Source organism: Geothrix sp. PMB-07 (assembly GCF_030758935.1).
Taxonomy (GTDB): Bacteria; Acidobacteriota; Holophagae; order Holophagales; family Holophagaceae; genus Geothrix.
Genome location: NZ_CP132333.1, coordinates 2542383 through 2565430, shown reverse-complemented (window position 1 = coordinate 2565430; position 23048 = coordinate 2542383). Strand labels below are relative to the sequence as shown.

Genomic DNA, 23048 nt, shown 5'->3' with positions numbered 1-23048 from the left:
GAACCTCAGAGGACTTTGTTCACCACTTCCAGGAGTTTCTCGGGGCTGAAGGGTTTGACGATCCATCCCGTGGCACCTGCATCCTTGCCCTTCTGCTTCATGGAGGCATCGGATTCGGTGGTGAGCACGAGGATGGGTGTGAACTTGAACTCCGGAAGGGCCCGCAGGCGCTGCACGAGCGTGATGCCATCCATGCGCGGCATGTTCACGTCGGTGATGATCAGGGACAGCTTTTTGCCTTTGGCCATCTCCAGCCCTTCCACGCCGTCCGCGGCTTCCAGAACGTCGTAGCCCGCGCCCTTCAAGGTGAAGGTGATCATCTGGCGCATGGTGCTCGAGTCATCGACGGTGAGAATGCAATGGCCCATCGGGAGGCTCCTGGTCAGAAAAGGTCGACATCGCCAGCGTTGAGCGAACCGCTCTTCACCGCGCGGAACTGCACCCGGGCTTCCTCGATGCCGCGAAGCGCTTCATCAAGGGTGGCGAGGGCCTCGGCCTCGGGTCCGCCCTCTTGCAGGCTGGCCTCGAAGGCCTTCCAGGCCTGGGCCTGATCGAGCAAGTTGCCCAGATCCTGGAGGCAGGCCATGAGGGTCTGGTGCACCAGATCTTCGAACTGGAGGCAACGCACCACGTGGCCCACCTGGGAGGAAATGGTCCGGGCGTTGTCCTCCAGTTGGCCCACCAGATCCTTCACCAGCCAATTGGTGGTCTGCAGCGAATGCACCAGGGCTTCGGATTCGCCCTTGGAGCGCAAAGCCACGTTCATGTCTTTGCTGGCGATGGCCTGAACCTGGGCATCCGTGCGGTCCAGGGCGGCCCGGGTGCCGAGAACCTGCTCTTGGATGATGCCGCTGAGGGCCGTGCTGCGGTCCGCCAGCTTGGATACCTCGCCCGCCACCACCGCGAAGCCTGCGCCGAACTGGCGGGCGTGGGCCGCCTCGATGCTGGCATTCAGGGAGAGCAGGTGGGTGCGGCCGGCGATCTCGGTCAGCTCGACCAGCATGCCTTCCATGCGCCCGGAGCGATCACGGATGTCGTCCACTTGCTCCGCCAACTGCACGGTGGATTGGGAGATCTCCAGCATGTGGTTCACGAAGCCATCGAGGGTGCCCATGATGGTGGCGCTCATGGCATCGAAGCCCTCGGATTCTGAAGAGCCCTCGAGGGAGGTGCGCATGGTGGCCTGCACGTCGCTGGCCAGGCTGTGCTGGTGCTGAACGCTGCGGTCCAGGGTTTTCAAGGCGTCTTGGAGGGTGCCCGCCGCTTCTCGCACCAGGCTGTCCACCTGCATCAGCTCCGGGGTGAGGAAATTCACCCGCCCCTCCAGCATGCTGGCTTCATGGGCGGCCACGCGGAGGAGGTTCGCCCGCAACAGTCCATCCGGAGCTGCCGGTGGTGGCGGTTCAAGGATGGGCTCGGGCCCCGCTGCCGGGGCGCCCCGGAACCAACGATTCATGAAGGGCCCCCCCCGAACAGGGCGCCCAGTCCCAGGGACGCGAAGCGGGACTGCCATTCCGGCTTCACGCCCAGGATGGAAAGGGGAATCCCTTTGGCCTTCAAGTCGTGTTCCAGGACGCAAAGCAACTGGAGGCCGGACAGATCCAGATCGCTGATCGCGGTCAGATCGAGCTGGAGGGTTCCCCTCGCATCACCCAGCAGGGGCAACAGGCGTTCCCATTGAAGGTGGATCGAAAAGACATCCAGATCGCCCTCGAGGGCGTGGGATGGGAGGGGGGGAGTGGACTTCCGTGCCATGGGATCAGACCGTGGCGTTCTCGAGGGCCAGCAGCTCCCCGTCGGAAAGCAGGCGGTCCAGATCCAGCAGGATCAGCATGGAATCGTTGCCACTGGCGCCTGGAAGGCTGGCCAGGCCTGCGATGAATTCGCGGCCCAAAGCCGTTTGGGTGCCCAGTTCGGGGGCCGGCCGGATGGCGGAGGGATCCAGATCCAGGACGTCTGATACTGAATCCACGCGGATGCCCAAGGTGCGGCCCTGAACCTCCACGATGACGATGACCGGGCGGGTATCTTCGGGGGCCTCGCCGAGGGAGAATCGTTGGCGCAGCTCCAGGATGGGCACAATGGCGCCCCGCAGGTTGATGACGCCCGGCATGTAGGGCGGGGCCTTGGGGATGCGCGTGATGGTGGCCTGGGCCTGGATCTCACGGACCTTCAGGATGGGCAGGGCATAGGCTTCACCGGCCAGGGCGAAGCAAAGCACTTGTTGGAGCCCCTGGGAACTGGCGTCTGTGGTAGCCATGGTGTTCTCCGTCATCGGATCCGCCGTGCAGGACAGGGCTGATTACTGTCTCGGAAGGGCGGGGCCTGGGTGTGAGTTTGGTTCCGGTTCACAAGGTAGGTCAGAAGGATTCCCACTGCCCGTCATCGTCGCCTTTGGGCATGGGAACAGGCTGCTTGGCGGCGGCCAGTTCGGGGCGGGCCGGTGGCCGCTTCAGGGCGGACCGGGTGGGCTTGGCGGCTGTTTTTGGGCTGGCGGGCTGAGAAGTGATGGTGGTGTGGGGCTTGGCTGCCTGGCTTCGGCGTACTTCGACGCCGGTCTTGAAACGGCCCACGATTTCCGTCAGGGCATGGGCCTGGGCATCGAGCGATTCCGCCGCGGCGGCGGATTCCTCCACCAGGGCCGCGTTCTGCTGGGTCACCTCGTCCATCTGCACCACGGCCTTGTTGATTTCATTCAAGCCGGTGCTCTGCTCCTGGGTGGCGTTGGCGATCTCGCTCACCAGGGACGTGACGCGCTGCACGTTGGCCACCACCTCTTTGATGGTGTCACCGGCGTGGGCGGCCACCTTGTTGCCATCCACGGACTTGGCCACGCTTTCGCGGATGAGGCCCTTGATCTCCTTGGCGGCGTCGGCGCTGCGCTTGGCCAGGTTTCGAACTTCCGCGGCCACCACGGCAAAGCCGCGGCCCTGCTCCCCGGCTCGCGCCGCTTCCACGGCGGCGTTGAGGGCCAGCAGGTTGGTCTGGAAGGCGATCTCATCCACCACGCCGATGATCTCGTTGATCTTGGCCGAGGACTGGTTGATGGCCTCCATGGCGGCGATGACCTGGGTGACGGCGGCGCCGCCATCTTGCGCGATCTGGCGCGCCTTGTTGGATTCGGTGTTGGCCGAACGGGCGTTGTCGGCGGTCTGGTTCACGTTGCTCGTGATCTGCTCCATGCTGCTGGCGGTCTCTTCCAGACTGGCGGCTTGTTCTTCGGTGCGTCGGCTGAGATCGGTGTTGCCCATGGAGATCTCGCCCGAGGCGGTACTGATCGCCAGGGCGCTCTCCTGCACCTGCAGCATGGCTTCCTTCAGCTGGGTGATGGTGGCATTGAGCTGCTCGCTCATGACGCCCAGTTCATCCTTGGAGGACAGGTCGGAATGGATGCTCAGGTCGCCCTCGGCCACGGCGTGCAGCACTTCGCCGAACTGATTGAGAGGCCGGGTGATGCCGCGGGTCATGATGATGCCGGTCACCACGCCCAGGGCCACGCTGAGTCCCATGATGGCCAGCATCAGGTTGACGGCGCCATTGGCGATGGCGGTGTTGCCATCCGAAGTCGCCTTGGCCAGTTCCAATTTCATGTTCTGGATGTTGTCGAGGGCTTCGATGACAGCCGCTTGATCCTTGGCCCCCTCCCCCCGCATGAGGGCCTCGGCCTCGCGGCTCTTGCCTGCCTGGACGAGGGTCAGGCACCGTGCTGTTACCTCGTCGTATTTGCTGTTGGCATCTTTATAGATCCTGAAGGCCGTCTTGCCCTTGTCTGTGAGGAGGGTCTTCTGGAAGGATTCCTCAATTTTGTTCAGCTGGCCTTCGAGCTCCTTGATGCGGCCTCCATAGCGTTCGACGTCGCCGGTCATGATGGCGTCGCGCAGGTTCACCCGCTGCCGCTGGAAGAGCTGCATCATGTCGCCCATTTCGCCCAGCGGCACGGTCATCTTTTCGTAGAGCTTGGTGTCGGCAGCATCGATGACACGAATCTGTTTGATGCCCACGGTACCCACCAGGGCAGCGAGGGCCGCGAGAACCAGGTACGAGCCGATGAGCTTCGGGCCCATCTTGAAGTTGTCGAGGAAGGACATGCGAGCCTCCTGATGCTTCCGGGTTAGGGGTTGACCTTGCTCCCTTGGGGGTGGACTGGCGGTGAAGGCGGGTTTCAGAAGGCTTCCCAGGAGCCGTCCTCGTCGCTTTTCGGTGTGGCGACCGTGGGCCTGGCATGGGCGATTTCAGGGCGGGCAGGGCCGCGCTTCACCGCAGCTCTGGCGGGTTTGGCAGCGCTTTGGGCTGCGGGCCCCTGGGGTTTGGGCCGGGCCGCCTGGGTGCGGCGGACTTCGACGCCGGTTTTGAAACGGGCCACGATTTCCGTCAGGGCATGGGCCTGGGCATCCATGGATTCGGCCGCCGCGGCGGATTCTTCCACCAGGGCCGCGTTCTGCTGCGTCACTTCATCCATGGAAACCACGGCCTTGTTGATCTCGTTGAGGCCCGTGCTCTGTTCCTGAGTGGCATTGGCGATCTCGCTCACCAGCGAGGTGACGCGCTGCACGTTGGTTACCACCTCCTGGATGGTGTCACCCGCATGGGCCGCCACCTTGTTGCCATCCATGGATTTGGCCACGCTTTCGCGGATGAGGCCTTTGATCTCCTTGGCCGCGTCGGCGCTGCGCTTGGCCAGGTTGCGTACTTCCGCGGCCACCACGGCAAAGCCGCGGCCCTGCTCCCCGGCTCGCGCCGCTTCCACGGCCGCGTTCAGGGCCAGCAGGTTGGTCTGGAAGGCGATTTCATCGACCACGCCGATGATCTCGTTGATCTTGGCCGAGGACTGGTTGATGGCCTCCATGGCGGCGATGACCTGGGTGACGGCGGCGCCACCATCCTGGGCGATCTGGCGCGCCTTGTTGGATTCGGTGTTGGCTGAACGGGCGTTGTCGGCGGTCTGGTTCACGTTGCTGGTGATCTGCTCCATGCTGCTGGCCGTTTCTTCCAGGCTGGCGGCCTGCTCTTCGGTGCGGCGGCTGAGATCGGTGTTGCCCATGGAGATCTCGCCCGAGGCGGTGCTGATGGCGAGGGCGCTTTCCTGGATCTGCAGCACCATCTCCCGCAGCCCTTCGTTGGTGCTGTTGAGGATGCGGCCCAGTTCGCCCAGTTCGTCCTTGGAGTCGATCTCCACACGCTGGGTGAGGTCACCCTGGGCCACGGTTTCGATGACCGCGCCCATGGCCGCCAAGGGCTTGGTCACGCTGCGGGTGATGAACAAGGCCAGAACGATGCCGGCGAGAAGGGCTGCCACGGAAATGGTGATCATGTACGTGGTGGCCTGCGACTCGGCGGCCTTGGCTTCGCCGTAGCGTTTGGCCGTGGCCGCCTTGAGGTAGGCAACCAGATCATCGATGTCTTTCTGCAAGGCGTTGGCCTGGGGCTGCACCTCATCGATCAGGACGGCCGCAGCCTCCTTGTCCCGGCCACCCTTGAGGGAAAGATCGAGCACCTTGTTGTTGGAGGGGCGGACCTTTTCCCGGGCGGACTGGACGGCGCTGAACAGCTTCTTGGATTCCTCCGAGCGCAGGCTGGCCTGCAATTTGGAGGCGGATTCGTCGTAGGCTTTTCGGGCTTCCTCCAGCTTTGAGTCGTATTTCTTTTTTTCCGCCGAATCGGCTTCCAGGATGATGGTGCGCATGACACGGGAAACGATGTGCTGCTGCTCGGCCATGTCGTAGGCCAGCCGTTCCTGCATGTTGTAGTGCTCGACAATCTCCTTCGTGTTCTCGCCGATGACGCCCATGCGGTTAAGGCCCACGCCCATGACCACCATGAGCAGGGCGAGAATGAGGCCGAAACCGAGGCCGAGGCGGGCACCGATCTTGAGGTTGGTCAGCATGGCGGATCTCCAGGATCAGTGATGGGTTTCGGTGTTGGGGGCATCCAGGGACACCGCCGGAAGGAAGCGCACCTGGCCGCTGGCCAATTCGTAGACGGCAGGCACGACGTTGAGCTTCCCGGTCTCGCACAGGTGTTGGACGATGGCGCTGCGGCTCAGCACCACCTTGGCCTGGCGCCGGGCATTGGCTTCCACCAGGTGGGCCATGTGCGCGCTGGCGGGTTCATTGGCTGCATGGGGAACGCTTTCCACCAGGCCCGACATGGCGGCCTGCAGGCTCCAGAGGTTGCCGGGAAGGGGGGTGGGGCCCGATTCCAGGACCGCCTTCACGGCGCCGCAGGATTCGTGGCCCATCACCACCACCACCTTGGAGCCCAGGTGCTCCACGGCGTACTCGATGCTGGCCAGGCTCTGGGTATCGGGACAGTTGCCGGCTTCGCGCACCGTGAAGAGGCGCCCCAGTTCCTGATCGAAGATGAAGTTGTCGCCCAGGCGGCTGTCGCTGCAGGTGACGATGACGGCGAAAGGCGCCTGGCCCTTGGCAAGGGTGGCTCGCAAGGCCGCATCGTTGTAACCCATCTGGGTGCGGGTGCGGGTGCCTGCGGCAAAACGCGCGTTGCCCGCCTTGAGCTCCGCAAGCGCGCCCTCGGGCGAGGCCGATTCCGCCCCGGGTTGGGATCCAGCCGCGCCATTCTTCGCGGCGAGTTCCTGCCGCAGCCGCTGATTCTCCTGTTCGAGGGCTTTCAACCGTGCCGCTGGATCCTGGGCAGTCTTGGCCTCGCTGCCATGAGCCGTCTTCTTCTTCGCCTCCTTGGCTTCCAGTCGCCCAGCTCGCGGCTTGGCGTGATCCTCCTTGAAGGCGCTCCGCGGCTCCTCCTGGTGCGCGGCAAGGAAGGGCGTGGCTGTGAGCAGCAGTGCCAGGAGAGAGGTCGTGGATGTCATGGAGAACCTCGCCGTGATTTCATCCTGTGGGAGGGATAACTGGGCTAATTTTGCAGTTGAGCAACCTTTGCCATTTGATGCCGGAAGTGGAGGTGGTTCAATTTATACGACCTGTGGGTGGGGTATGAGTGCGAGTATTTTTCATTATTCTTTATCGAAAATTTACCTTCGTCGATGAGGCTAGGCTGGAAAATCACCATCACTTGCATCAATCACAGCTCAACCTTCATCGGCGCAGCAGGGAGGGGACTAAGCAATGGCTGCCCCAGGTGTGATGGCAGTCACAGCTGAGATGCCCAGTCCCTTCAATGTGGTGGTTAATGAATGAAACTTGAGAAAAATCCAAGTTAACCAAGGTTCAGTGTTCAGAATTTTCGTCCGAAAGACTGGGTGGACCGCAACCGATGCATGAATCGCCCACCCGCGAGGGAACACCACCGCTTCCTTCAGCCCTTCGTCTGAGGGTGGTGCTTTGTCTGATTGCCGGCTTCGTGGCCTTGCTGTCACTTCTGGGCACGGTGATCGGCAGGTCCACCCTTGCCGCGCTGAGCCGGGACGCGGTCCCCATGGCTCCGGCAGCGGTGGTTCTCGTGCTTCTCCTTGCCGTCGCGCTGCTCATCCTGGACTGCAAGCCCCCCGTGCCGATCATTCGCCGCCTCTCCTGCTGGATGGCTGGCTTCGTGGCTGCCATAAACCTCGGTCTTATCGTGGGTCACCCGGCCGGAGGCGCCTTTCCCCTCGAGCGCTGGCTGGCGCTCAACCGACCGGGCGTGCAAATGTCCTCGCCGCTGACAGAGGTCGCGCTATTTGCGGCAGCCCTGTCCCATCTCGGAAGATGGACCGCAGCTTTCCCCTCCCGGGGCGCCCGGCAGGTCTCGGCCTTGGTGGCGTTGGTGCCTCTGGGCATGGGGTTGCTGGTCTTGATCAGCTATGCAGTGGGTGTGCCGCTCCTTTATGGGACGGACAGCATTCCCATGTCCCTTCCGATGGCCTTGTGCGGGATGTTCCTGGGCCTTGCGCTGCTCTCCAATTGCGGCCGGGACACTTGGCCGCTGGCCGCCTTCCATCCCGGAGGACGTCGGGATCCCACCTGGACGGTGTTCGGGCTTTCGGCCATGGGGTTGCTGCTCTTCTTGGCGATCAGCACTCTGGTTTTGTTCGCGGGCTCCTACATCATGCGTTGGCAGGTGGAGGAGGCCCGGGGGCGGGCCCGGGAGGAATTGGCCACCATCGCCGAACTGAAATCCCGCCAGATCGCCGAGTGGATGGAGGAACGGCGGGCCGACGCCGAGCAGATTCACAGAAACGCCATGATGCAGGAGCAGCTGCACCGCTACTTGTCGCACTCGCCCGCAGCGCCATCCGAGCGGGAGGTCGTGGGCTGGATGCAAGGTCTGCTTCAGCACGACACCTACGCTCAGGTGGTGCTCTACGATGCCAAGGGGCAGGTGCGGTCATCTGCACCCGCTGGGTTAGATCCCTCTGCCCAGGCGCGCCTGGAGCCGCCGCAACTCGATCGGGACGTCGCCGCCATGAAGCAGGCCTATTCCGAACGGAAGGTGGTCCTGCAGGACCTGCACCGCGATGATGGCCAGGGGGAAGTCCACATGAGCCTCTGGATCCCCATCAGGAGCGGGTCCACCGGTTCCAGGGCCGAAGGCATGCTGGCCCTTCGGATTGATCCCCGGCATTTCCTGTACCCGTTGATCCAGTCCTGGCCTACCCGCAGCCGCACGGCCGAGACATTGCTGGTCCGACAGGATGGCGGCGATGTCCTCTTTCTGAGCGAACTGCGCCATCAGACCGGCACAGCCCTGAAGCTCCGTTTTCCCCTGGCGGCCCATCCCAAGTTGCCCGCCGCGCTGGCCATCCAGGGGCGGGAGGGCCTGTTGGATGGCATCGACTACCGGGGCATACCTGTTCTCTCTGTGCTCAAGCGGGTGCCGGGCACTGATTGGCACATGGTGGCCAAAGTGGATACGGCCGAGGTCTACGGGCCCCTCCGCCAGCGGGTCTGGGCGGGCGGTCTGGGGCTCGTGGGCGCCCTCATGCTGCTCGGAGTGGGCCTGGGGCTGCTGATCTGGCGCCACGAGGCCCGCATGGTGCGCAAGCAGCTGGATCTCTCCCAGCGCTTCGAGTGGTTGATGCGCGAAGCCAACGACAGCATCCTCCTCACGGACAGCGAAGGCCGCGTCCTCGATGCCAACCTCCAGGCCGAGGCCTGCTACGGCTACAGCCGTGGGGAATGGCTGCAGATGAACGTGCTGGACCTGCGTGTGCCGGAATCGCGGCAGGCGGGTATCGATTTGTTCGACATGACCAAGGCCCACCGTTCCCTCCGGTTTGAATCGATCCATTGCCGGAAGGACGGCAGCCCCTTCCCAGTGGAGGTCAGCGCACGGGCGCGTGACCTGGATGGGCAACTGTGCGTCATCGCGTTCATCCGTGACATCACCGAGCGCCGTGCCCAGGAGGCGGAACTCCGCAAGATGTCCCAGCTCTACGCGGCCCTGAGCCAGGTGAACCAGGCCATCGTGTGGTCACCCAACCAGGAGGCGCTGTTCGACAAGATCTGTGAAGTCATGGTGGTTTTCGGCCAGTTCGACATGGCTTGGATCGGCCTGCGGGAGGCCCATTCGCAACGGGTGATGGTGGCGGCCCGCCATGGCGACCAGACGGGCTACCTCGACCGCATCCGTGTGGAATGCGGCGATTCACCGCTGGGCGCAGGCCCCATGGGGCGGGCCATTCAGCTCGAAACGGCCTATGTGGAGAATGGCTTTCTCACCGCGGAAGGTTGCGAAGCCTGGTGGGATGAGGCGAACGCCTCCGGCTTCCAATCCGTGGCGGCCTTCCCCATCCGCCGCGCTGGAGCCGTCATCGGGGCCATCGCAGTCTATTCCAAGCAAGTGGGGTTTTTCGGGGCGGCCGAAGTGGCGCTGCTGGAAGAAGCAGCCATGGACATCTCCTTCGCCATCGACCACCTGGCCCTGGAAGATGACCGGCGCAACACGGAAGTGGCGCTCCTGGAGAGTGAACGGCTGCTCATGGAAGCCCAGGAGGCGGGCCGCGTGGGGACCTATACCTGGCTCATTCAGGAGGACCACTGGCAGTGCAGCCCCTTCCTTGAGCAGATTTTTGGCATCGGCCCCGACTATCCGCGGGACATGGCGGGCTGGATCGGCATCGTCGCTCCCGAGTTCCGCCATGAGCTGGGCGCCTACGTGGCCGGAATCATTCAGCGGCACGAGCGCTTCGACCTGGATTATCCCATCGTGCGAGCCTCGGATGGCTTGAGACGCTGGGTCCACGGGCAGGGTGACATCCACCGGGACAGCCTGGGGCAGCCCACGGTCATGGTGGGCATCATCCAGGACATCACGGAGCGGAAAGCGGCAGAGCAGTCCCTGCGGAAAATCTCGGTGGCCCTCGAGCAGAGCCCTCTGTCCATCATCATTACGAATCCTGAAGGCATCATCGAGTACGTCAATCCTGCCTTCACCACGGTGACGGGGTACTCGGCAGAGGAGGCCATTGGCCGGAATCCGCGGATCCTGAAATCCGGCAGGACGCCTCAGACCGCCTATCGCACGATGTGGGCAACCCTCACCCGGGGCGAAACCTGGGTGGGCGAGTTCGAGAACCTCCGGAAGGGCGGCGAACCCCTTTACGAACGCGCCACCATCGCTCCAGTGCGGGACGAATCCGGGGCGTTGGTGAGCTACATCGCCATCAAGGAAGACATCACTCGCGAGAAGCACCAGGAGGCGGAACGCCGTTCGCTGGAGTTCCAGCTGCACCAATCCCAGAAGCTTGAAAGCCTCGGCAGCCTGGCCGGTGGCGTGGCCCATGATATGAACAATGTGCTGGGCGCCATCCTGGGCTTGGCCTCCGCGCTGCGTGAAAAGGCCGAGCCCTTTGCCCCGGAGGTGAAGAGCCTGGACACCATCATGACGGCCTGCATGCGCGGACGAGGCGTGGTGAAGAGCCTGCTCTATTTCGCGAAAAAGGATTTGCAGGAGGAAAGGCCCATCGACCTCAATGACCTGGTCCGGGAGATGAGCCAGCTGCTGAGCCACACCACGCTGAAGCGCGTCCTCCTCAAACTGGATCTGCAGGAGGGCCTTGGGCTGTTGCGCGGGGACCCGGGCGCGCTCAGCCACGCCCTCATGAACCTCTGCGTGAACGCCATGGATGCGATGCCCGGCGGTGGAACCCTCTGCATTCGCACCGCCCCCAGCGAGGATGGCGGGCTGAGACTAAGTGTGCGCGACACCGGAGAAGGGATGCCGCCCGAGGTGCTGGCCAAGGCCATGGAGCCCTTTTTCACCACCAAGCCCCTGGGCAAGGGCACAGGGCTGGGGTTGTCCATGGTCTATGGCACCATGAAGGCCCACGACGGGGCCTTCCGTCTGGAGAGCCAGCCAGGGCAGGGAACGGAGGCCATCCTGACCTTCCCTGCGGCGCGGGTGGAGGCCATGGCCCCGGTGATCGAAGCCCCCTCCGCCGGGGCTCCGGATGAGCCGGAACGCCTGCGGATCCTCCTGGTGGATGACGATGAGTTGATCCGCGAATCGGTCGCACCCTTGCTGGAGGTGCTTGGGCACACCGTGGCCACGGCTCCCGGTGCCGAATACGCCATCCGCTGGCTGGAGTCAGGCCAGAAGGCGGATCTGGTGGTGCTCGACATGAACATGCCGGGCATGAGCGGGGCTGAGGCTCTGCCGAGGATCCTGGCGCTTCGCCCGGAACTACGGGTGCTCATGGCCACGGGCTACAGCGACCAGGAAGTGGCGCCGTTGCTGGAGGCGCATTCAGGCGTATCCAGCCTGCGGAAGCCCTTCAGCCTGAAGGAAATCCAGCGGGCCATTGCAGATCTAAACATCCGGCCCATCCGCGATCCCGAGCCTTCCCTGTGACTCCCTACCAGCCCGAGGCTGGCCTTTCCTGAGGCGCCACATGAGCATTGCCATCTGGAGCAGCCGGTTCGAGACCGGCATTGAGGCCATCGACACCCAGCACAAGGGCCTCTTCGCGGCCATCAACGACCTGGCAGAGTCCTTCAAGGGGGGCTCTTCGCAGGCCCAGGCACGGGAATCCCTCGCCTTTCTGGCGCGGTACACCGTCGAGCATTTCCAGGCTGAAGAGCGCTTCATGCGCGAAGCGACATACCCAGCCTTCGCGGCCCACGCCTCCGACCACGCCAACCTGGTTTCACGGTTGAGGGCGTTCCAGGATAAAGAAGCCAGCGGCAAGGTGGTGACCATGGACGTGGCGATCTTTCTCCTGGAGTGGCTGAAACAGCACATCTGTGATGCCGATATGCGCTTCGTGGCCTTCTTGAAAGATCAGCCGCGGCGATAACGGTACCGCGCTCAGATGGCGTCGAGGCCATCCTTGCCTTGCATCACCTTCCAGGGCAGCAGTTCGTAGTTGGCCAAGCCGTGCTGGTAGAAGGGGTCGCCATCGCGCAGGGCATCCAGATCCGCCAGGGGATTCTCGTCCTGCACCCGCACCATCCACATGCCGCCGAAGCGGGGTTCCAGCGGCCCGGAAGCCACCAGGACGCCCTTGGCCTGCAGGTCGCGCAGGTAGGCTCGGTGGGCCTCGGTGACCGCTTCGACTTCGGCCAGCGGCTTGCGGTAGCGGACAATGATCAATGATCATGGCGTACATGGGCCCTCCGGTGCGCCCCCAGGTGAACATGAAAGAGGGGCGATGAAAAGCCTTGTGGCGCGGGTCAGTCCCTCACAATGCGCGTGCCCACGGTGGCGGGATCCTCGGTGGCCAGAGCCTCGGCCGTGGTGATGAGCACCTCGTGACCGCCGCCGTCCAGGAAACCCAGGGCGCTTTCGATTTTGGGCCCCATGCTGCCGGGCGGGAACTGGCCTTCGGCCAGGTGCTTCCGGGCCTCGCTGGCGGTAAGACGGTCCACCCAGCGCTGGGTGGGCTTGCCGAAGTCGAGGGCCACCTTGGCGACACCCGTGAGGATGATGAAGAGATCCGCCTGCAGCTGGGTGGCCAGCAGGGCGCTGAGCCGATCCTTGTCGATGACCGCTTCCACACCCACCAGAAAGCCGCTGGCATCGCGGATGACGGGGATGCCGCCGCCGCCGCCGGCGATGACCGAACTGCCGGATTCCAGCAGGGTCTTGATGGCGTCGAGCTGCACGATCTCGATGGGATTGGGCGAGGGGACCACCTTGCGCCAGCCGCGGCCCGAATCCTCCTTCATCTTCCACTTCTTGGTGCGCATCAGCTCCAGGGCGCGGAATTCGGGGAAGAAGGGGCCCACGGGCTTGGTGGGGTCCTGGAAGCCCTTGTCCTCCTTGTCCACCACCACTTCCGTGAGGACGGAGGTGACGGGGGCATCAATCTTGAGGAAGCGCAGGCGGTTGATGAGCATCCGCTCGATCATGTAGCCCATGGAGCCCTGGGTCATGGCGCCGCAGATATCCAGGCTGTAGGGCGGGATCTGGCCCGAGGCCGCTTCCTGCTGGATGAGCAGGTTGCCCACCTGGGGGCCGTTGCCGTGCACCACGCACAGGGAGTAGCCTTCGGCCACCACCTTGGCCAGCATCTCGGAGGTTTCCCGGGCGTTTTCCAGTTGCTCCTCTTGGAGCCCGCGTTCTTTTTCCTTCAGCAGCGCGTTGCCGCCGATGGCGAGAAGTGCGATTTTTCGGGTCATGCCGTACCCCGCAAAACGAGGAGCATACAGGGTCGCCCGGACGGATCAAAGGATCGAAGTCACAGAGTCCCCGGGAGGCCACAGAACCCTTGTTCCGGCGCCCGAACCTTTGCACCCTGTCAAGGTGGAGCGTTGGCCATGGACCCCCATTCCGATCAACAGACCTATGACGTCGAGGCGGCGACCCGCCTGAGCCGCCTTGGCGCTGCCCTCATCGATGGGCTGGTGTCCTTCGCGCCCGTGGGGGCCGTGGCCGTCCTGCTGCCCGTTGCCTTGCTGGGTGGGAAACTGGGCGCCCTGTTGGGCGTGCTGGTGGTGGCCGCCGTCGTTGCCCTGGGCGTGCTGATCACCCAGATCGTGCTGCTGGCGGGCCACGGCCAAACCATCGGCAAGAAGGTGCTGGGCATCCGCATGATCACCAGCGATGGCAGCACCCCCAGCATTTGGCGGGTCTTCTTCCTCCGCTGGCTCCCCTTTGCGGTGGTGGCCGCCGTGGTGCAGCTGGTGCTGAAAGTGCAGGGCAGCGGGGGGCTCATCCACCTGCTGGACGTGGTGTTCATCTTCCAGCCCACCCGCCGCTGCCTGCACGACCTCTTCGCCGACACGCACGTGATCAAGGCCTGATCTCCGCTGGTCAGAGCTCCCGCACCATCAGGGCGTGCACCAGCAGGCGATCCCGGTCCACCTGCTTGCCAATGCGGTAGGTGGCATCCCCGGCATCGAGGAAGCCCGCCTTGGCATAGAAGCGGATGGCCCGGGGGTTCTGCTCCCAGACCTGCAGCCACACGCCGTCGTGGCCTGCGGTGGCGGCATGGGCGAACACTGCGGCCATGAGCTGCGCGGCAGCCCCACTGCCATGCAGGGACTTGTCGACGTAGAAACGGGCCACCTCCAGGGGCCGGGAGAAGGAGCAGCCCGGATGATCGGGTTCAGGTCCGTGAGCCCGGAGCAGGGCATAGCCCAGGAGCCTTCCATCGACCTCAAGGGCCAAGGTGAGGTTGATCGGCTCCGCCAATTCCACGGCCTGCTGGGCCGGGCCGAAGGTGGCGGCCAGGTGAAGTTCCAGGTTGGAGGCGGGGATGAGCCCGGTGTATGTCTCGCGCCAGAGGCGCTCACCCAGCAGCGCCAGCTCCTGGGCATCCGTGGGAAGGGCAGGCCGTATCTGCATGTCCTCAGCTTATCAAAGCCCTGAAAACCCGCTAGAATACTCGTTTTGGCGAGCCCCCATGCATATCCAGGAACTCATCCTCCGCCTGCAGCGGTTCTGGGCCGACCGGGGCTGCCTCGTTGGCCAGCCCTACGATCTGGAAAAGGGCGCGGGCACCATGAATCCGCTCACCTTCTTCGGCGCCCTGGGCGCCAAGCCCTGGAACGTGGCCTACGTGGAGCCTTCCCGCCGCCCGGCGGACGGCCGCTACGGCGAGAACCCCTTCCGCGTCTACAAGCACCTGCAGTTCCAGGTGATCCTCAAGCCCAGCCCCGCCAAGGTGCAGGACATGTACATCGAGAGCCTCGAAGCCCTGGGCATCGACCTCTCCAAGCACGACCTGCGCTTCGAGGAGGACAACTGGGAATCCCCGTCGCTGGGCGCCTGGGGCGTGGGCTGGCAGGTGGTGCTGGATGGCATGGAGATCAGCCAGTTCACCTACTTCCAGCAGGTGGGTGGCCTGGACTGCCGCCCTGTGAGCGCCGAGCTGACCTACGGCATTGAGCGCATCTGCATGTTCCTGGGCGGCTACGACAACATCTTCGACCTGGTGCATGGCGAGGTGAAAACGGACGACGGCGTCTTCCCCGTCACCTACGGCCAGATGCGCCAGCGCGAGGAGTTCGAGCTGAGCGCCTACAGCTTCGAGCACGCGGACCTGGACCTCCACCGCACCCTCTTCGAGGCCTTCGAGAAGGAAGGCTGGCGCCTGCTCAAGGACCACGGTCACTTCCTCAGCGCCTACGAGCAGGCCCTCAAGATGAGCCACACCTTCAACGTGCTGGATGCCCGCGGCGCCGTGAGCACCACCGAGCGCCCCGGCATCATCAAGCGCGTGCGCGACCTGGCCTGCGCTTGCGCGAAGGCGTACCTGGAACACGAGGAAGGATCATCCACAGACTCCACAGATGGCACAGATTCAAAAAGCAAGCTGCAGGGAGGTGTGAAGTGAGCGCCACTCAGACCTTCCTTTTGGAATTGCACTGCGAAGAGATTCCGGCGCGATTCCTGGAGCCGCTCACCCGCGACTTCACCACCGCCTTCACCGCCTGGGCCAACGGCCAGGGCCTGGCCACCTCGGCCCTTGAGGTGTTCTACTCGCCCCGCAAGCTGGCCTGGCGTGGGGCGGGCCTCCCCGTCTCCCAGCCCGACCAGACCGAAACCCAGGTGGGTCCACCTCAGCGCATGTGCGTGGATGAGTCGGGCAAGCCCACCATCCAGGGTGAGAAGTTCGCCGAGAAGTGGGGCGTGCCCTTTTCCGCCGTGCGCTTCGAGCAGCCCGCGGGCAAGAAGGAACCCTGCGCGGTGGTGACGCTCACCAAGCAAGGGCGGCCCACGGCCGAGCTGCTGCAGGAGGCCCTGCCTGGGCTCATCGCGGGGCTGCACGTGCCCAAGGCCATGCGCTGGGGTCGATCAGAGTTCGAGTTCGTGCGCCCCATCCGCAACATTCTCTGCCTCTTCGGGGAGCAGGTGGTGCCCATCACGGTGGATGGCGTCACCGCCACCAACACCACCTGGGGCCACCGCCTTTACCACCGGCAGCACGCCGCCCCGATCACCATCGCCAACCCCGCCGCCTATGAGGCCGCGCTGGAGGCCGCCGGTGTCGTGGTGAGCCTGGAGGCCCGCCGCACGCGCATCGCCCAGCAGCTGGACCAACTGGCCGCCGAAGTGGGCGGCCGCGTGGTGGCCGATGCGGAGCTGCTGGATACCCTGGCCGAGATCGTGGAGTTCCCCAAGATCGTGCGGGGCGATTTCCCGGCGGCCTTCCTGGAACTGCCCAAGGAGGTGCTGGTCACCTCCCTGCGCGAGCACCAGAAGAGCTTCTGCATCGAGAAGCCGGATGGCACCGACCTGCTGCCCTTCTTCCTCACGGCGGCCAACCGCGTGGATGATCCCGCGGGCTTCGTGAAGGCCGGCAACGAGTGGGTGCTGAAGGCGCGGCTGTACGATGCCCGCTTCTTCTTCGCAGAGGACCGAAAGCTGGCGCTTTCGGCCCGAATGGAAAAGCTCAAGGCGCTGACCTTTCAGAGGGAACTAGGAAGTTACTTTGATAAGTCAGAGCGGGTTGAGACGTTGGTGAAAGGCCTCGCTGAGCGATTTTCCACCGACGAAGCGCACATCGGGCGCGCCGTGCAAGCGGCGCGCCAGGCCAAGTGCGATCTGCGCACCCTCATGGTGGGCGAGTTCCCCGAGCTGCAGGGCGTCATGGGCGGCGAGTACCTCAAGCACGAGGGGGCCCACGAGGAAGTATGGAAGGCCGTGAAGGAGCACTACCGGCCCATCGGCGCCGACGATGCTATCCCCGGCACACCTCTGGGCGGCCTGTTGTCCCTTTGCGACAAGCTCGACACGGTGGTGGGCTGCTTCGCCGTGGGCCTCATCCCCACGGGCTCGAAGGATCCCCTCGCCCTGCGCCGCGCCGGTCAGGGCATCGTGCGCATCCTGTGGGAGCAAGGCTGGGCGCTGACGCCCGCCGACCTCATCAGCGCCGCGTTGGGCGCCGTGGGCAGCAAGGCCACCAAGCCCGCGGCCGAAACCACGGAAGCTCTCCTGGCCTTTTTCAAGGACCGCGTGGCCTACCAGCTGGAGTTGGCTGGCTATGCCGGTTCCGTGCGCCGCTCGGCCCTGGCCACCGGCTGGGCCGACCTGGCGGACCTCAAGGCCCGCTGCGAGGCCCTTTCGGCCTTCGCCGAGGATGCCCGCTTCGCCTCGCTGGCCCAGAGCGCCAAGCGCATCGGCAACATCCTGAAGGACGAGACCCCCGAGGCCGCCTTCAATGGCAACTTGCTGGAGCTGCCCGAAGAGAAGTTGCTTGCAGAGTTCCTGATGGAGCTGGAGTCTGCACCGGATCAAGCTTCACTGCTCTCAGCCTTGGCGAATCTTGCTGGCCCCCTTGAGGCCTTCTTCAACACCGTCATGGTGAAGTGCGAGGATCCGGCCCTGCGCGCCGCGCGCCTCAGCCTGCTCCACCGCCTGCGCCAGGCCTTCCTGCGCCTGGCCGATTTCAGTCTCTGGCAGTAGGAGCACCCATGCACCACGAGCGCATTGCCATCATCGACTACGGCAGCCAGTACACCCGGCTCATCACGCGGCGCCTGCGCGAGCTGGGGGCCTTCGGTCTGGTCTACAACAGCAGCGCCACGGCGAAGGAGATCGCCGGGGCCGACCTGAAGGGCGTGATTTTGTCGGGCGGCCCCAACTCGGTGTTGGAGCCCGGCGCGCCTGAGCTGGACATGGCCATCCTGGAGCTGGGGGTGCCCGTGCTGGGCATCTGTTACGGCCAACAGGTCATGGCCCGGAACATGGGCGGTCAGCTGCACCGCGCCACCAGCCGGGAATACGGCAAGGCCGAGATCGAGGCCACGCCCGAGGACTCGATGCTCTTCGAGGGGCTGCCCCACGCCCAGCAGGTGTGGATGAGCCACGGTGACCATGTGGAAGCCGCACCTGCTGGCTTCACGGTGACGGCGAAAACCCCCAGCGTGCCCGTGGCGGCCATGGAGGATGCCACGCGCCGGATCTACGGCATCCAGTTCCACCCCGAGGTCACCCACAGCACCCAGGGCACGCCCCTGCTGCTGAACTTTCTCAAGCACTGCGGCATGGCCCTCGACTGGAACGCGGGCAACTTCATCGACGAGAAGGTGCAGGCCATCCGCGCCCAGGTGGGCAGTGGCACCGTGGTGCTGGGCCTCAGCGGCGGCGTGGATTCCAGCGTGGCGGCCCTGCTGCTGCACAAGGCCATTGGCAAGCAGCTCACCTGCGTGTTCGTGGACCACGGGCTCATGCGCAAGGACGAGATGAAGCAGGTGCAGACCTACTTCGCGCCCTTCGAGCTGAACGTCATCTGGGTGGACGCCTCGGAGGAGTTCCTCGGGGCTTTGGCAGGCGTGACGGATCCCGAGCAGAAGCGCAAGATCATCGGCGGCAAGTTCATCGAAGTCTTCGAGCGCGAGGCCGGCAAGGTGAAGGCCGATTTCCTGGGCCAGGGCACCACGTATCCCGACGTGATCGAAAGCAGCGGCATCGGCGGGGCCATCCTCGTGAAGTCGCACCACAACGTGGGCGGCCTGCCGGAGCGCATGAAACTCAAGCTGGTGGAACCCCTCCGCGAGCTGTTCAAGGATGAAGTGCGCGCCACGGGGCTGGCCCTGGGTCTGCCCGAGGAGATGAACCAGCGGCACCCGTTCCCCGGCCCCGGCCTGGCCGTGCGCCTGCCCGGCGCCATCACGCGGGAGCGGGCCACCATCCTGCAGAATGCCGATGCCATCTTCATGCAGGAACTGAAGGAGAGCGGCTGGTACCGCAAGACCAGCCAGGCCTTCGCCGTGCTGCTGCCCGTGCAGACCGTGGGCATCATGGGCGACGAGCGCACCTTTGAGTGGATGTGCGCCCTGCGGGCGGTCACCAGCGAGGATTTCATGACCGCCGACTGGGCGCGGCTGCCCCATGAGCTGCTGGAGAAGATCGCCCAGCGCATCGTGAACGAAGTGAAGGGCATCAACCGCGTGGTCTACGACATCACCTCGAAGCCGCCCGCGACCATCGAGTACGAATAGAAATCCATCCACAGATTTCACAGAGCCACACAGATTCAAGAGCAGGGGTTCGTATCTTCTGGATGGGCCGCTCTGTTGTTTTTTTGTCTGTGTCATCTGTGTCATCTGTGAAATCTGTGGACCTTCTTTTCTCTTAGGAACGTCATGGCCAAGCGCAACGAGCCCGTCCGCAAGTCGGTGAAGGATGTCCTGGACGATCTGCTGGCGGGCCACCGCGAGGCGGCCTTCAGCGGGCCCGAATCTGCATTGAAATACCTGCGCCGCACTTTTGAGGCTCAGGGCAGCCTGCCCAATGCGGTGAAGGCCGTGGCCTACGACCTGAGCGCCGATGCCCAGGGGCAGAGCGGTCAGTGGGAGGCCTGCGCGGAGTCCGTGGCGCAGGTACTGGGCTACCTGCCTGAGCTGGAGGCCGCCTTCCCGCACGAGTACCGGCGGATGCTGGAAGGCCTCACCTGCTTTGAGCGCGGCATCCAGGCCCACAGCGAACTGGGCGATTTTCATGCGGCGCTGGAACTGTGTGAGAAGGCCATCGCCCTGGGGCTCGGGGCGCACTTCACGGCCAAGCGGGATTCCCTGGAGTGGGCCCGCTAGGATGTCTCGCCGCCAGGCGCCCATGGGAAGACCATCCGGAAGCCCTGGCCGCGTTCCGGGCGCCGGAACAATTCAATGCGACCCTGGTGCCGCTCCACCACACGCTTGACCACGGCCAGGCCCAGTCCGGTGCCTTTTTCTTTGCTCTTGGTCGTGAAATAGGGTTCGAAAATGCGGTCCTGAATGGCCGCCGGAATGCCGTCCCCGCTGTCCTCGATCTCCAGGCAGACCTCGCCGCTGTCATGGAAGGTGCGAATCTGAAGCAGGCCGCCTTCAGGCATGGCGTCCCGGGCATTGAGTGCTAGGTTGAGAATGGCCTGGGTGAGTTCGATGTGACGGATCGCGATGGGAAGGGCCACATCTGCAAGGTCCAGCTCCAGGGATACGGTTTGACCGATGGCGGGCCGGATCAGGTGGCTCGTGTCAGTCACGCAGGTGTTTAAATCGATCACCTGGACTGCGTCCTCCTCGGTTCTCCCAAGGCTGAGCAACTGCCGGTTCATGGTTGCGCATTGACGGGCCGCCGCCATGCTTTCCTGGAGATCCTCCACCGACTTGGTTTGCCATCCCCGCGTCAGCACCCGCTCGATGCGGAGCATGACGATGGAAAGCACGTTGTTTGCGTCATGGATCACGCCTGCGGAAAGGGCCGACATGATCTCGAAGCGCTGGCTCCGGATGAGCTGGTCCTCCAGATCCTGCCGCTCCCGCACGGCTTCCCCGGCCAGCTTCAGGCTGTGCCCCATTTGTCGGAGTTCCCAGATGTTCGAGTCCAGATCGGGAACAACAGCACCTGTTCTCGCCGCCTCTGCGGAGTGGAGCAGCCCCTGCAAGGGGAGGTCGTAGCGGTGGCTCATCCAGCGCAGGTAGATCAGCCAAGCCAGCATCAGCAGGCTGAGGATGAGGGTGCCCACCAACCCCCAGCCCCGCAGGGGAGTCGGGGGATGGGTGATGGGAAAGGCCACCCAAAGGTCGCCCTGAAATCCGGGGCCAAGGTCCATCCTGCTGCGGAGGGTGAGGAAATCGAGGCCACCGATGGCCACCGTGGCCATGGCCGGACGGCCTTCAGGCCGCAAAGGCAGGAGGGATTGGGCCCAAGGGATGTCCTCAATGCGAGGGCTGGTGAAGGTATCCGCGCTTTCTGGTCCCAACGGCCACCTCGCTGGCACAGCCACCCGCTGAGATGCGTCGGTGATCATGGCCCGGCAGAAGGGATTGCCCAGGTCGGCTTCAAGGATCGCGGAGAGACGGGCTTGGGTGCTGTCGATACAGATGAGACCCCGCCGGCGGCCATCGGGATCCAACACGGGCATCAGGTAGGAGAGGCCCCCCTGCGCGGTTTCCACAAAGGGGTAGGCCTGTTTCATCCACCTTGCCTGGTCGAGGGACATGCCCTCCAGGAACCAGGGCCGGTCCATGGGATAGCGCGGGGGCAGGCGGATGGTCTGGACTTCGCTGACGGCCGTGCCCACCTGTTTGGTGAGGCGGCCTTCGCCGGAGGGGTAGGCGCGGCCTCCTTCCACGAGGTCCCAGCCTCGCGCGGTGCGGACCAAAGTGACGAAATCGCCGTCAGGTGAACAAAGGATCAGGTTCGACACCAAGTCCAGGTGGCGCAGCAGCGGCAGGGCGGTTTGGATGGCCGCGACGGGCTCCGTTGGATGTCCGCCCTGGGCAACCCAGGACTGGGCGAGCATTTGCCCGAGGCTGTCTAGGTTTTCCCCCTGTGTGGCCAGGTTCTTCTGCAGAGCTGATACGCGATCTGCGGCCAGGTTCTCTAATTGGGAGCGGCGAAGGAAGGCCGCGCCCACCCATCCCAGCACGAGCAGGAGCCCGAGGCCAGCAAGGGAGGGGAGGGCCACGTCGAGGAAGAGTCGGCGGGAGAAACGGGAAGACGCAGCGGGCATCAGGTCCTAGGGGTGGGGACTGCATTGGGTGTGGGGACAGGTCTGGTGTAAAAAAACACGTTACATCAAAAATTACCAAGACGATGAGCCGCCGAGGATTAATCCTGTTTTGCGGAACGATGGCCAGACTTCATGAAGCCATCAAAGTGGTCGTTGAGGTGGAAGAGGGAAGGGCATGAGCGAGGACAACCAGGTGGTGCCGGACCAGACCAGCATCCTCATCGTGGATGATCTGGCCATCGTGCGCCTGTCGCTTCAGCGGATCCTGGCGAAATCGGGGTACCGCATCCGGTTGGCGGAGGATGTGCGGGGCGCCCTCGAAATTCTGGACGAAGACACCATCGACCTGATCCTTTGCGACATTCAGATGCCCGGGGCCTCGGGCCTCGATCTCGTGAAGGCCATCCGATGGCGGATTCCCGATACCTCCGTGGTCATGGTGAGTTCCCTGGAGGACACAGAAACGGCCATCGAGTGCCTGCAGCATGGCGCCTTCGGCTTCGTGCTGAAGCCGTACCAGCCGCGGGAGATTCTCGTGCAGGTGAACGGCGCCCTGCGGCGCCGCATGCTGGAGATCGCCTTCCGGGACCGCGAGGCTGAACTTGCGCAGAAGGTGTGGGAGCAGACCATCGAAATCCGCGATTCGCGCGAAGAGATCGCCTTCCGCCTCATCACGGCCAGCGAGCACCGCGACAACGAAACGGGCATGCACGTGCGCCGCATCGGCCTCTATGCCACGGAGATGGGGCGGCTCCTGGGCTGGGATCAGGAGCGGGTGGACACCATCCGGGCCGCAGCGCCCCTCCACGACATCGGCAAGATCGGTGTGCCAGACGCGGTGCTCCAGAAACCCAGTTCCCTCACAGACGAGGAGTGGGTGCTCATGAAGCGCCACACCACCATGGGCGCCACCATCCTGAAGGGCTCCACCGTGCCCTTCATCCAGATGGGGGCGCGCATCGCCATCGGCCACCACGAAAAATGGGATGGCAGCGGGTATCCCAAGGGCCTGAAGGGCGAGGCCATCCCTCTGGAGGCCCGCATCACGGCCCTGGTCGATGTGTATGACGCCGTGAGCAACCGTCGCCACTACAAGCCCGCCTGGCCTGAAGAAAAGGTGGTGGAGCTGATTCGCCAGGGCAGCGGCTCCCATTTTGATCCGCAGCTTGCTGACTTGTTCCTGGCGAACCTGGCTGTGTTCCGCGACATCCTCAGGGCCAACCCGGACGAGGCCCACAGCGAAGATCCCGGGATCTGAAGCGGGTGTAGG

At 64.3% G+C, this 23048-nt stretch carries 19 protein-coding genes; 8 read left to right on the top strand and 11 right to left on the bottom strand.

The genetic code is table 11. The annotated features are described in order from the left end of the window. Positions 1 to 5 precede the first annotated feature (5 nt). The 7 genes from Q9293_RS11415 to Q9293_RS11385 all read right to left on the bottom strand — a co-directional run bounded on the left by Q9293_RS11415 (position 6) and on the right by Q9293_RS11385 (position 6826). Positions 6 to 368 carry a response regulator gene (locus tag Q9293_RS11415; RefSeq protein ID WP_306246551.1) on the bottom strand — a complete coding sequence of 121 codons (363 nt, stop codon included), beginning with the start codon at positions 366 to 368 and terminating at the stop codon, positions 6 to 8. A gap of 14 nt (positions 369 to 382) precedes the next feature. Then, positions 383 to 1456 carry a methyl-accepting chemotaxis protein gene (locus Q9293_RS11410; protein WP_306246549.1) on the bottom strand — a complete coding sequence of 358 codons (1074 nt, stop codon included), beginning with the start codon at positions 1454 to 1456 and terminating at the stop codon, positions 383 to 385. Further along, positions 1453 to 1755, bottom strand: a complete 303-nt coding sequence (locus Q9293_RS11405) for a lipid asymmetry maintenance protein MlaB (RefSeq protein WP_306246548.1) — start codon at positions 1753 to 1755, stop codon at positions 1453 to 1455. The genes Q9293_RS11410 and Q9293_RS11405 overlap by 4 nt, the downstream gene beginning before the upstream one ends. 4 nt (positions 1756 to 1759) lie before the next feature. Then, complete coding sequence (locus Q9293_RS11400; RefSeq protein WP_306246546.1) at positions 1760 to 2260, bottom strand: chemotaxis protein CheW; 501 nt, start codon at positions 2258 to 2260, stop codon at positions 1760 to 1762. Positions 2261 to 2360: 100 nt separating this feature from the next. Continuing rightward, the gene (locus tag Q9293_RS11395; protein ID WP_306246544.1) at positions 2361 to 4088 is read right to left on the bottom strand and encodes a methyl-accepting chemotaxis protein; all 1728 of its coding nucleotides are present in this window, start codon (positions 4086 to 4088) and stop codon (positions 2361 to 2363) included. A 74-nt stretch (positions 4089 to 4162) separates the two neighbouring features. After that, positions 4163 to 5884 carry a methyl-accepting chemotaxis protein gene (locus Q9293_RS11390; protein ID WP_306246541.1) on the bottom strand — a complete coding sequence of 574 codons (1722 nt, stop codon included), beginning with the start codon at positions 5882 to 5884 and terminating at the stop codon, positions 4163 to 4165. A gap of 15 nt (positions 5885 to 5899) precedes the next feature. Further along, on the bottom strand, positions 5900 to 6826 hold the full coding sequence (locus Q9293_RS11385; RefSeq protein WP_306246539.1) for a carbonic anhydrase: 927 nt from the start codon (positions 6824 to 6826) through the stop codon (positions 5900 to 5902). Between the two features lie 467 nt (positions 6827 to 7293). Here Q9293_RS11385 and Q9293_RS11380 point away from each other — a divergent pair, with 467 nt between their 5' ends. Both Q9293_RS11380 and Q9293_RS11375 read left to right on the top strand, forming a co-directional pair. After that, the gene (locus tag Q9293_RS11380; protein WP_306246537.1) at positions 7294 to 11745 is read left to right on the top strand and encodes a PAS domain S-box protein; all 4452 of its coding nucleotides are present in this window, start codon (positions 7294 to 7296) and stop codon (positions 11743 to 11745) included. Between the two features lie 40 nt (positions 11746 to 11785). After that, positions 11786 to 12190, top strand: coding sequence for a bacteriohemerythrin (locus Q9293_RS11375; protein WP_306246535.1), 405 nt, complete (start codon positions 11786 to 11788; stop codon positions 12188 to 12190). Between the two features lie 11 nt (positions 12191 to 12201). Here the strand turns inward: Q9293_RS11375 and Q9293_RS11370 are convergent, their stop codons facing one another. Further along, positions 12202 to 12486: a YciI family protein gene (locus tag Q9293_RS11370; protein WP_306246533.1), complete on the bottom strand. Its 285-nt coding sequence runs from the start codon at positions 12484 to 12486 to the stop codon at positions 12202 to 12204. Positions 12487 to 12566: 80 nt separating this feature from the next. Next, a complete protein-coding gene (locus tag Q9293_RS11365) occupies positions 12567 to 13514 on the bottom strand; it encodes a carbamate kinase (protein WP_306246531.1) in 948 nt (315 codons plus the stop codon). Between the two features lie 138 nt (positions 13515 to 13652). Here Q9293_RS11365 and Q9293_RS11360 point away from each other — a divergent pair, with 138 nt between their 5' ends. Further along, the gene (locus Q9293_RS11360; RefSeq protein ID WP_306246529.1) at positions 13653 to 14138 is read left to right on the top strand and encodes an RDD family protein; all 486 of its coding nucleotides are present in this window, start codon (positions 13653 to 13655) and stop codon (positions 14136 to 14138) included. A 10-nt stretch (positions 14139 to 14148) separates the two neighbouring features. Here Q9293_RS11360 and Q9293_RS11355 read toward each other — a convergent pair whose 3' ends face one another. Next, complete coding sequence (locus tag Q9293_RS11355) at positions 14149 to 14682, bottom strand: GNAT family N-acetyltransferase (RefSeq protein ID WP_306246527.1); 534 nt, start codon at positions 14680 to 14682, stop codon at positions 14149 to 14151. Positions 14683 to 14740: 58 nt separating this feature from the next. On the opposite strand from Q9293_RS11355, the gene Q9293_RS11350 reads away from it, so the two are divergent. From Q9293_RS11350 to Q9293_RS11335, 4 genes are all read left to right on the top strand, one after another. Beyond that, entirely contained in the window at positions 14741 to 15673 is a 933-nt protein-coding gene (locus Q9293_RS11350) for a glycine--tRNA ligase subunit alpha (protein WP_306246524.1), read from the top strand. Continuing rightward, a complete protein-coding gene (gene glyS, locus Q9293_RS11345; RefSeq protein ID WP_306246522.1) occupies positions 15670 to 17745 on the top strand; it encodes a glycine--tRNA ligase subunit beta in 2076 nt (691 codons plus the stop codon). The genes Q9293_RS11350 and glyS overlap by 4 nt, the downstream gene beginning before the upstream one ends. A gap of 8 nt (positions 17746 to 17753) precedes the next feature. Then, positions 17754 to 19283 (top strand): glutamine-hydrolyzing GMP synthase, encoded by a 1530-nt coding sequence (gene guaA / locus Q9293_RS11340; protein WP_306246521.1) that lies wholly within the window; start codon positions 17754 to 17756, stop codon positions 19281 to 19283. A gap of 144 nt (positions 19284 to 19427) precedes the next feature. Next, positions 19428 to 19874 carry a hypothetical protein gene (locus Q9293_RS11335; RefSeq protein ID WP_306246520.1) on the top strand — a complete coding sequence of 149 codons (447 nt, stop codon included), beginning with the start codon at positions 19428 to 19430 and terminating at the stop codon, positions 19872 to 19874. Here the strand turns inward: Q9293_RS11335 and Q9293_RS11330 are convergent. Continuing rightward, a complete protein-coding gene (locus Q9293_RS11330; protein ID WP_306246519.1) occupies positions 19871 to 21778 on the bottom strand; it encodes a sensor histidine kinase in 1908 nt (635 codons plus the stop codon). The genes Q9293_RS11335 and Q9293_RS11330 overlap by 4 nt on opposite strands. 175 nt (positions 21779 to 21953) lie before the next feature. Between Q9293_RS11330 and Q9293_RS11325 the strand changes: the two genes are divergently transcribed. Then, entirely contained in the window at positions 21954 to 23036 is a 1083-nt protein-coding gene (locus Q9293_RS11325; protein ID WP_306246518.1) for an HD-GYP domain-containing protein, read from the top strand. Positions 23037 to 23048: the final 12 nt, after the last annotated feature.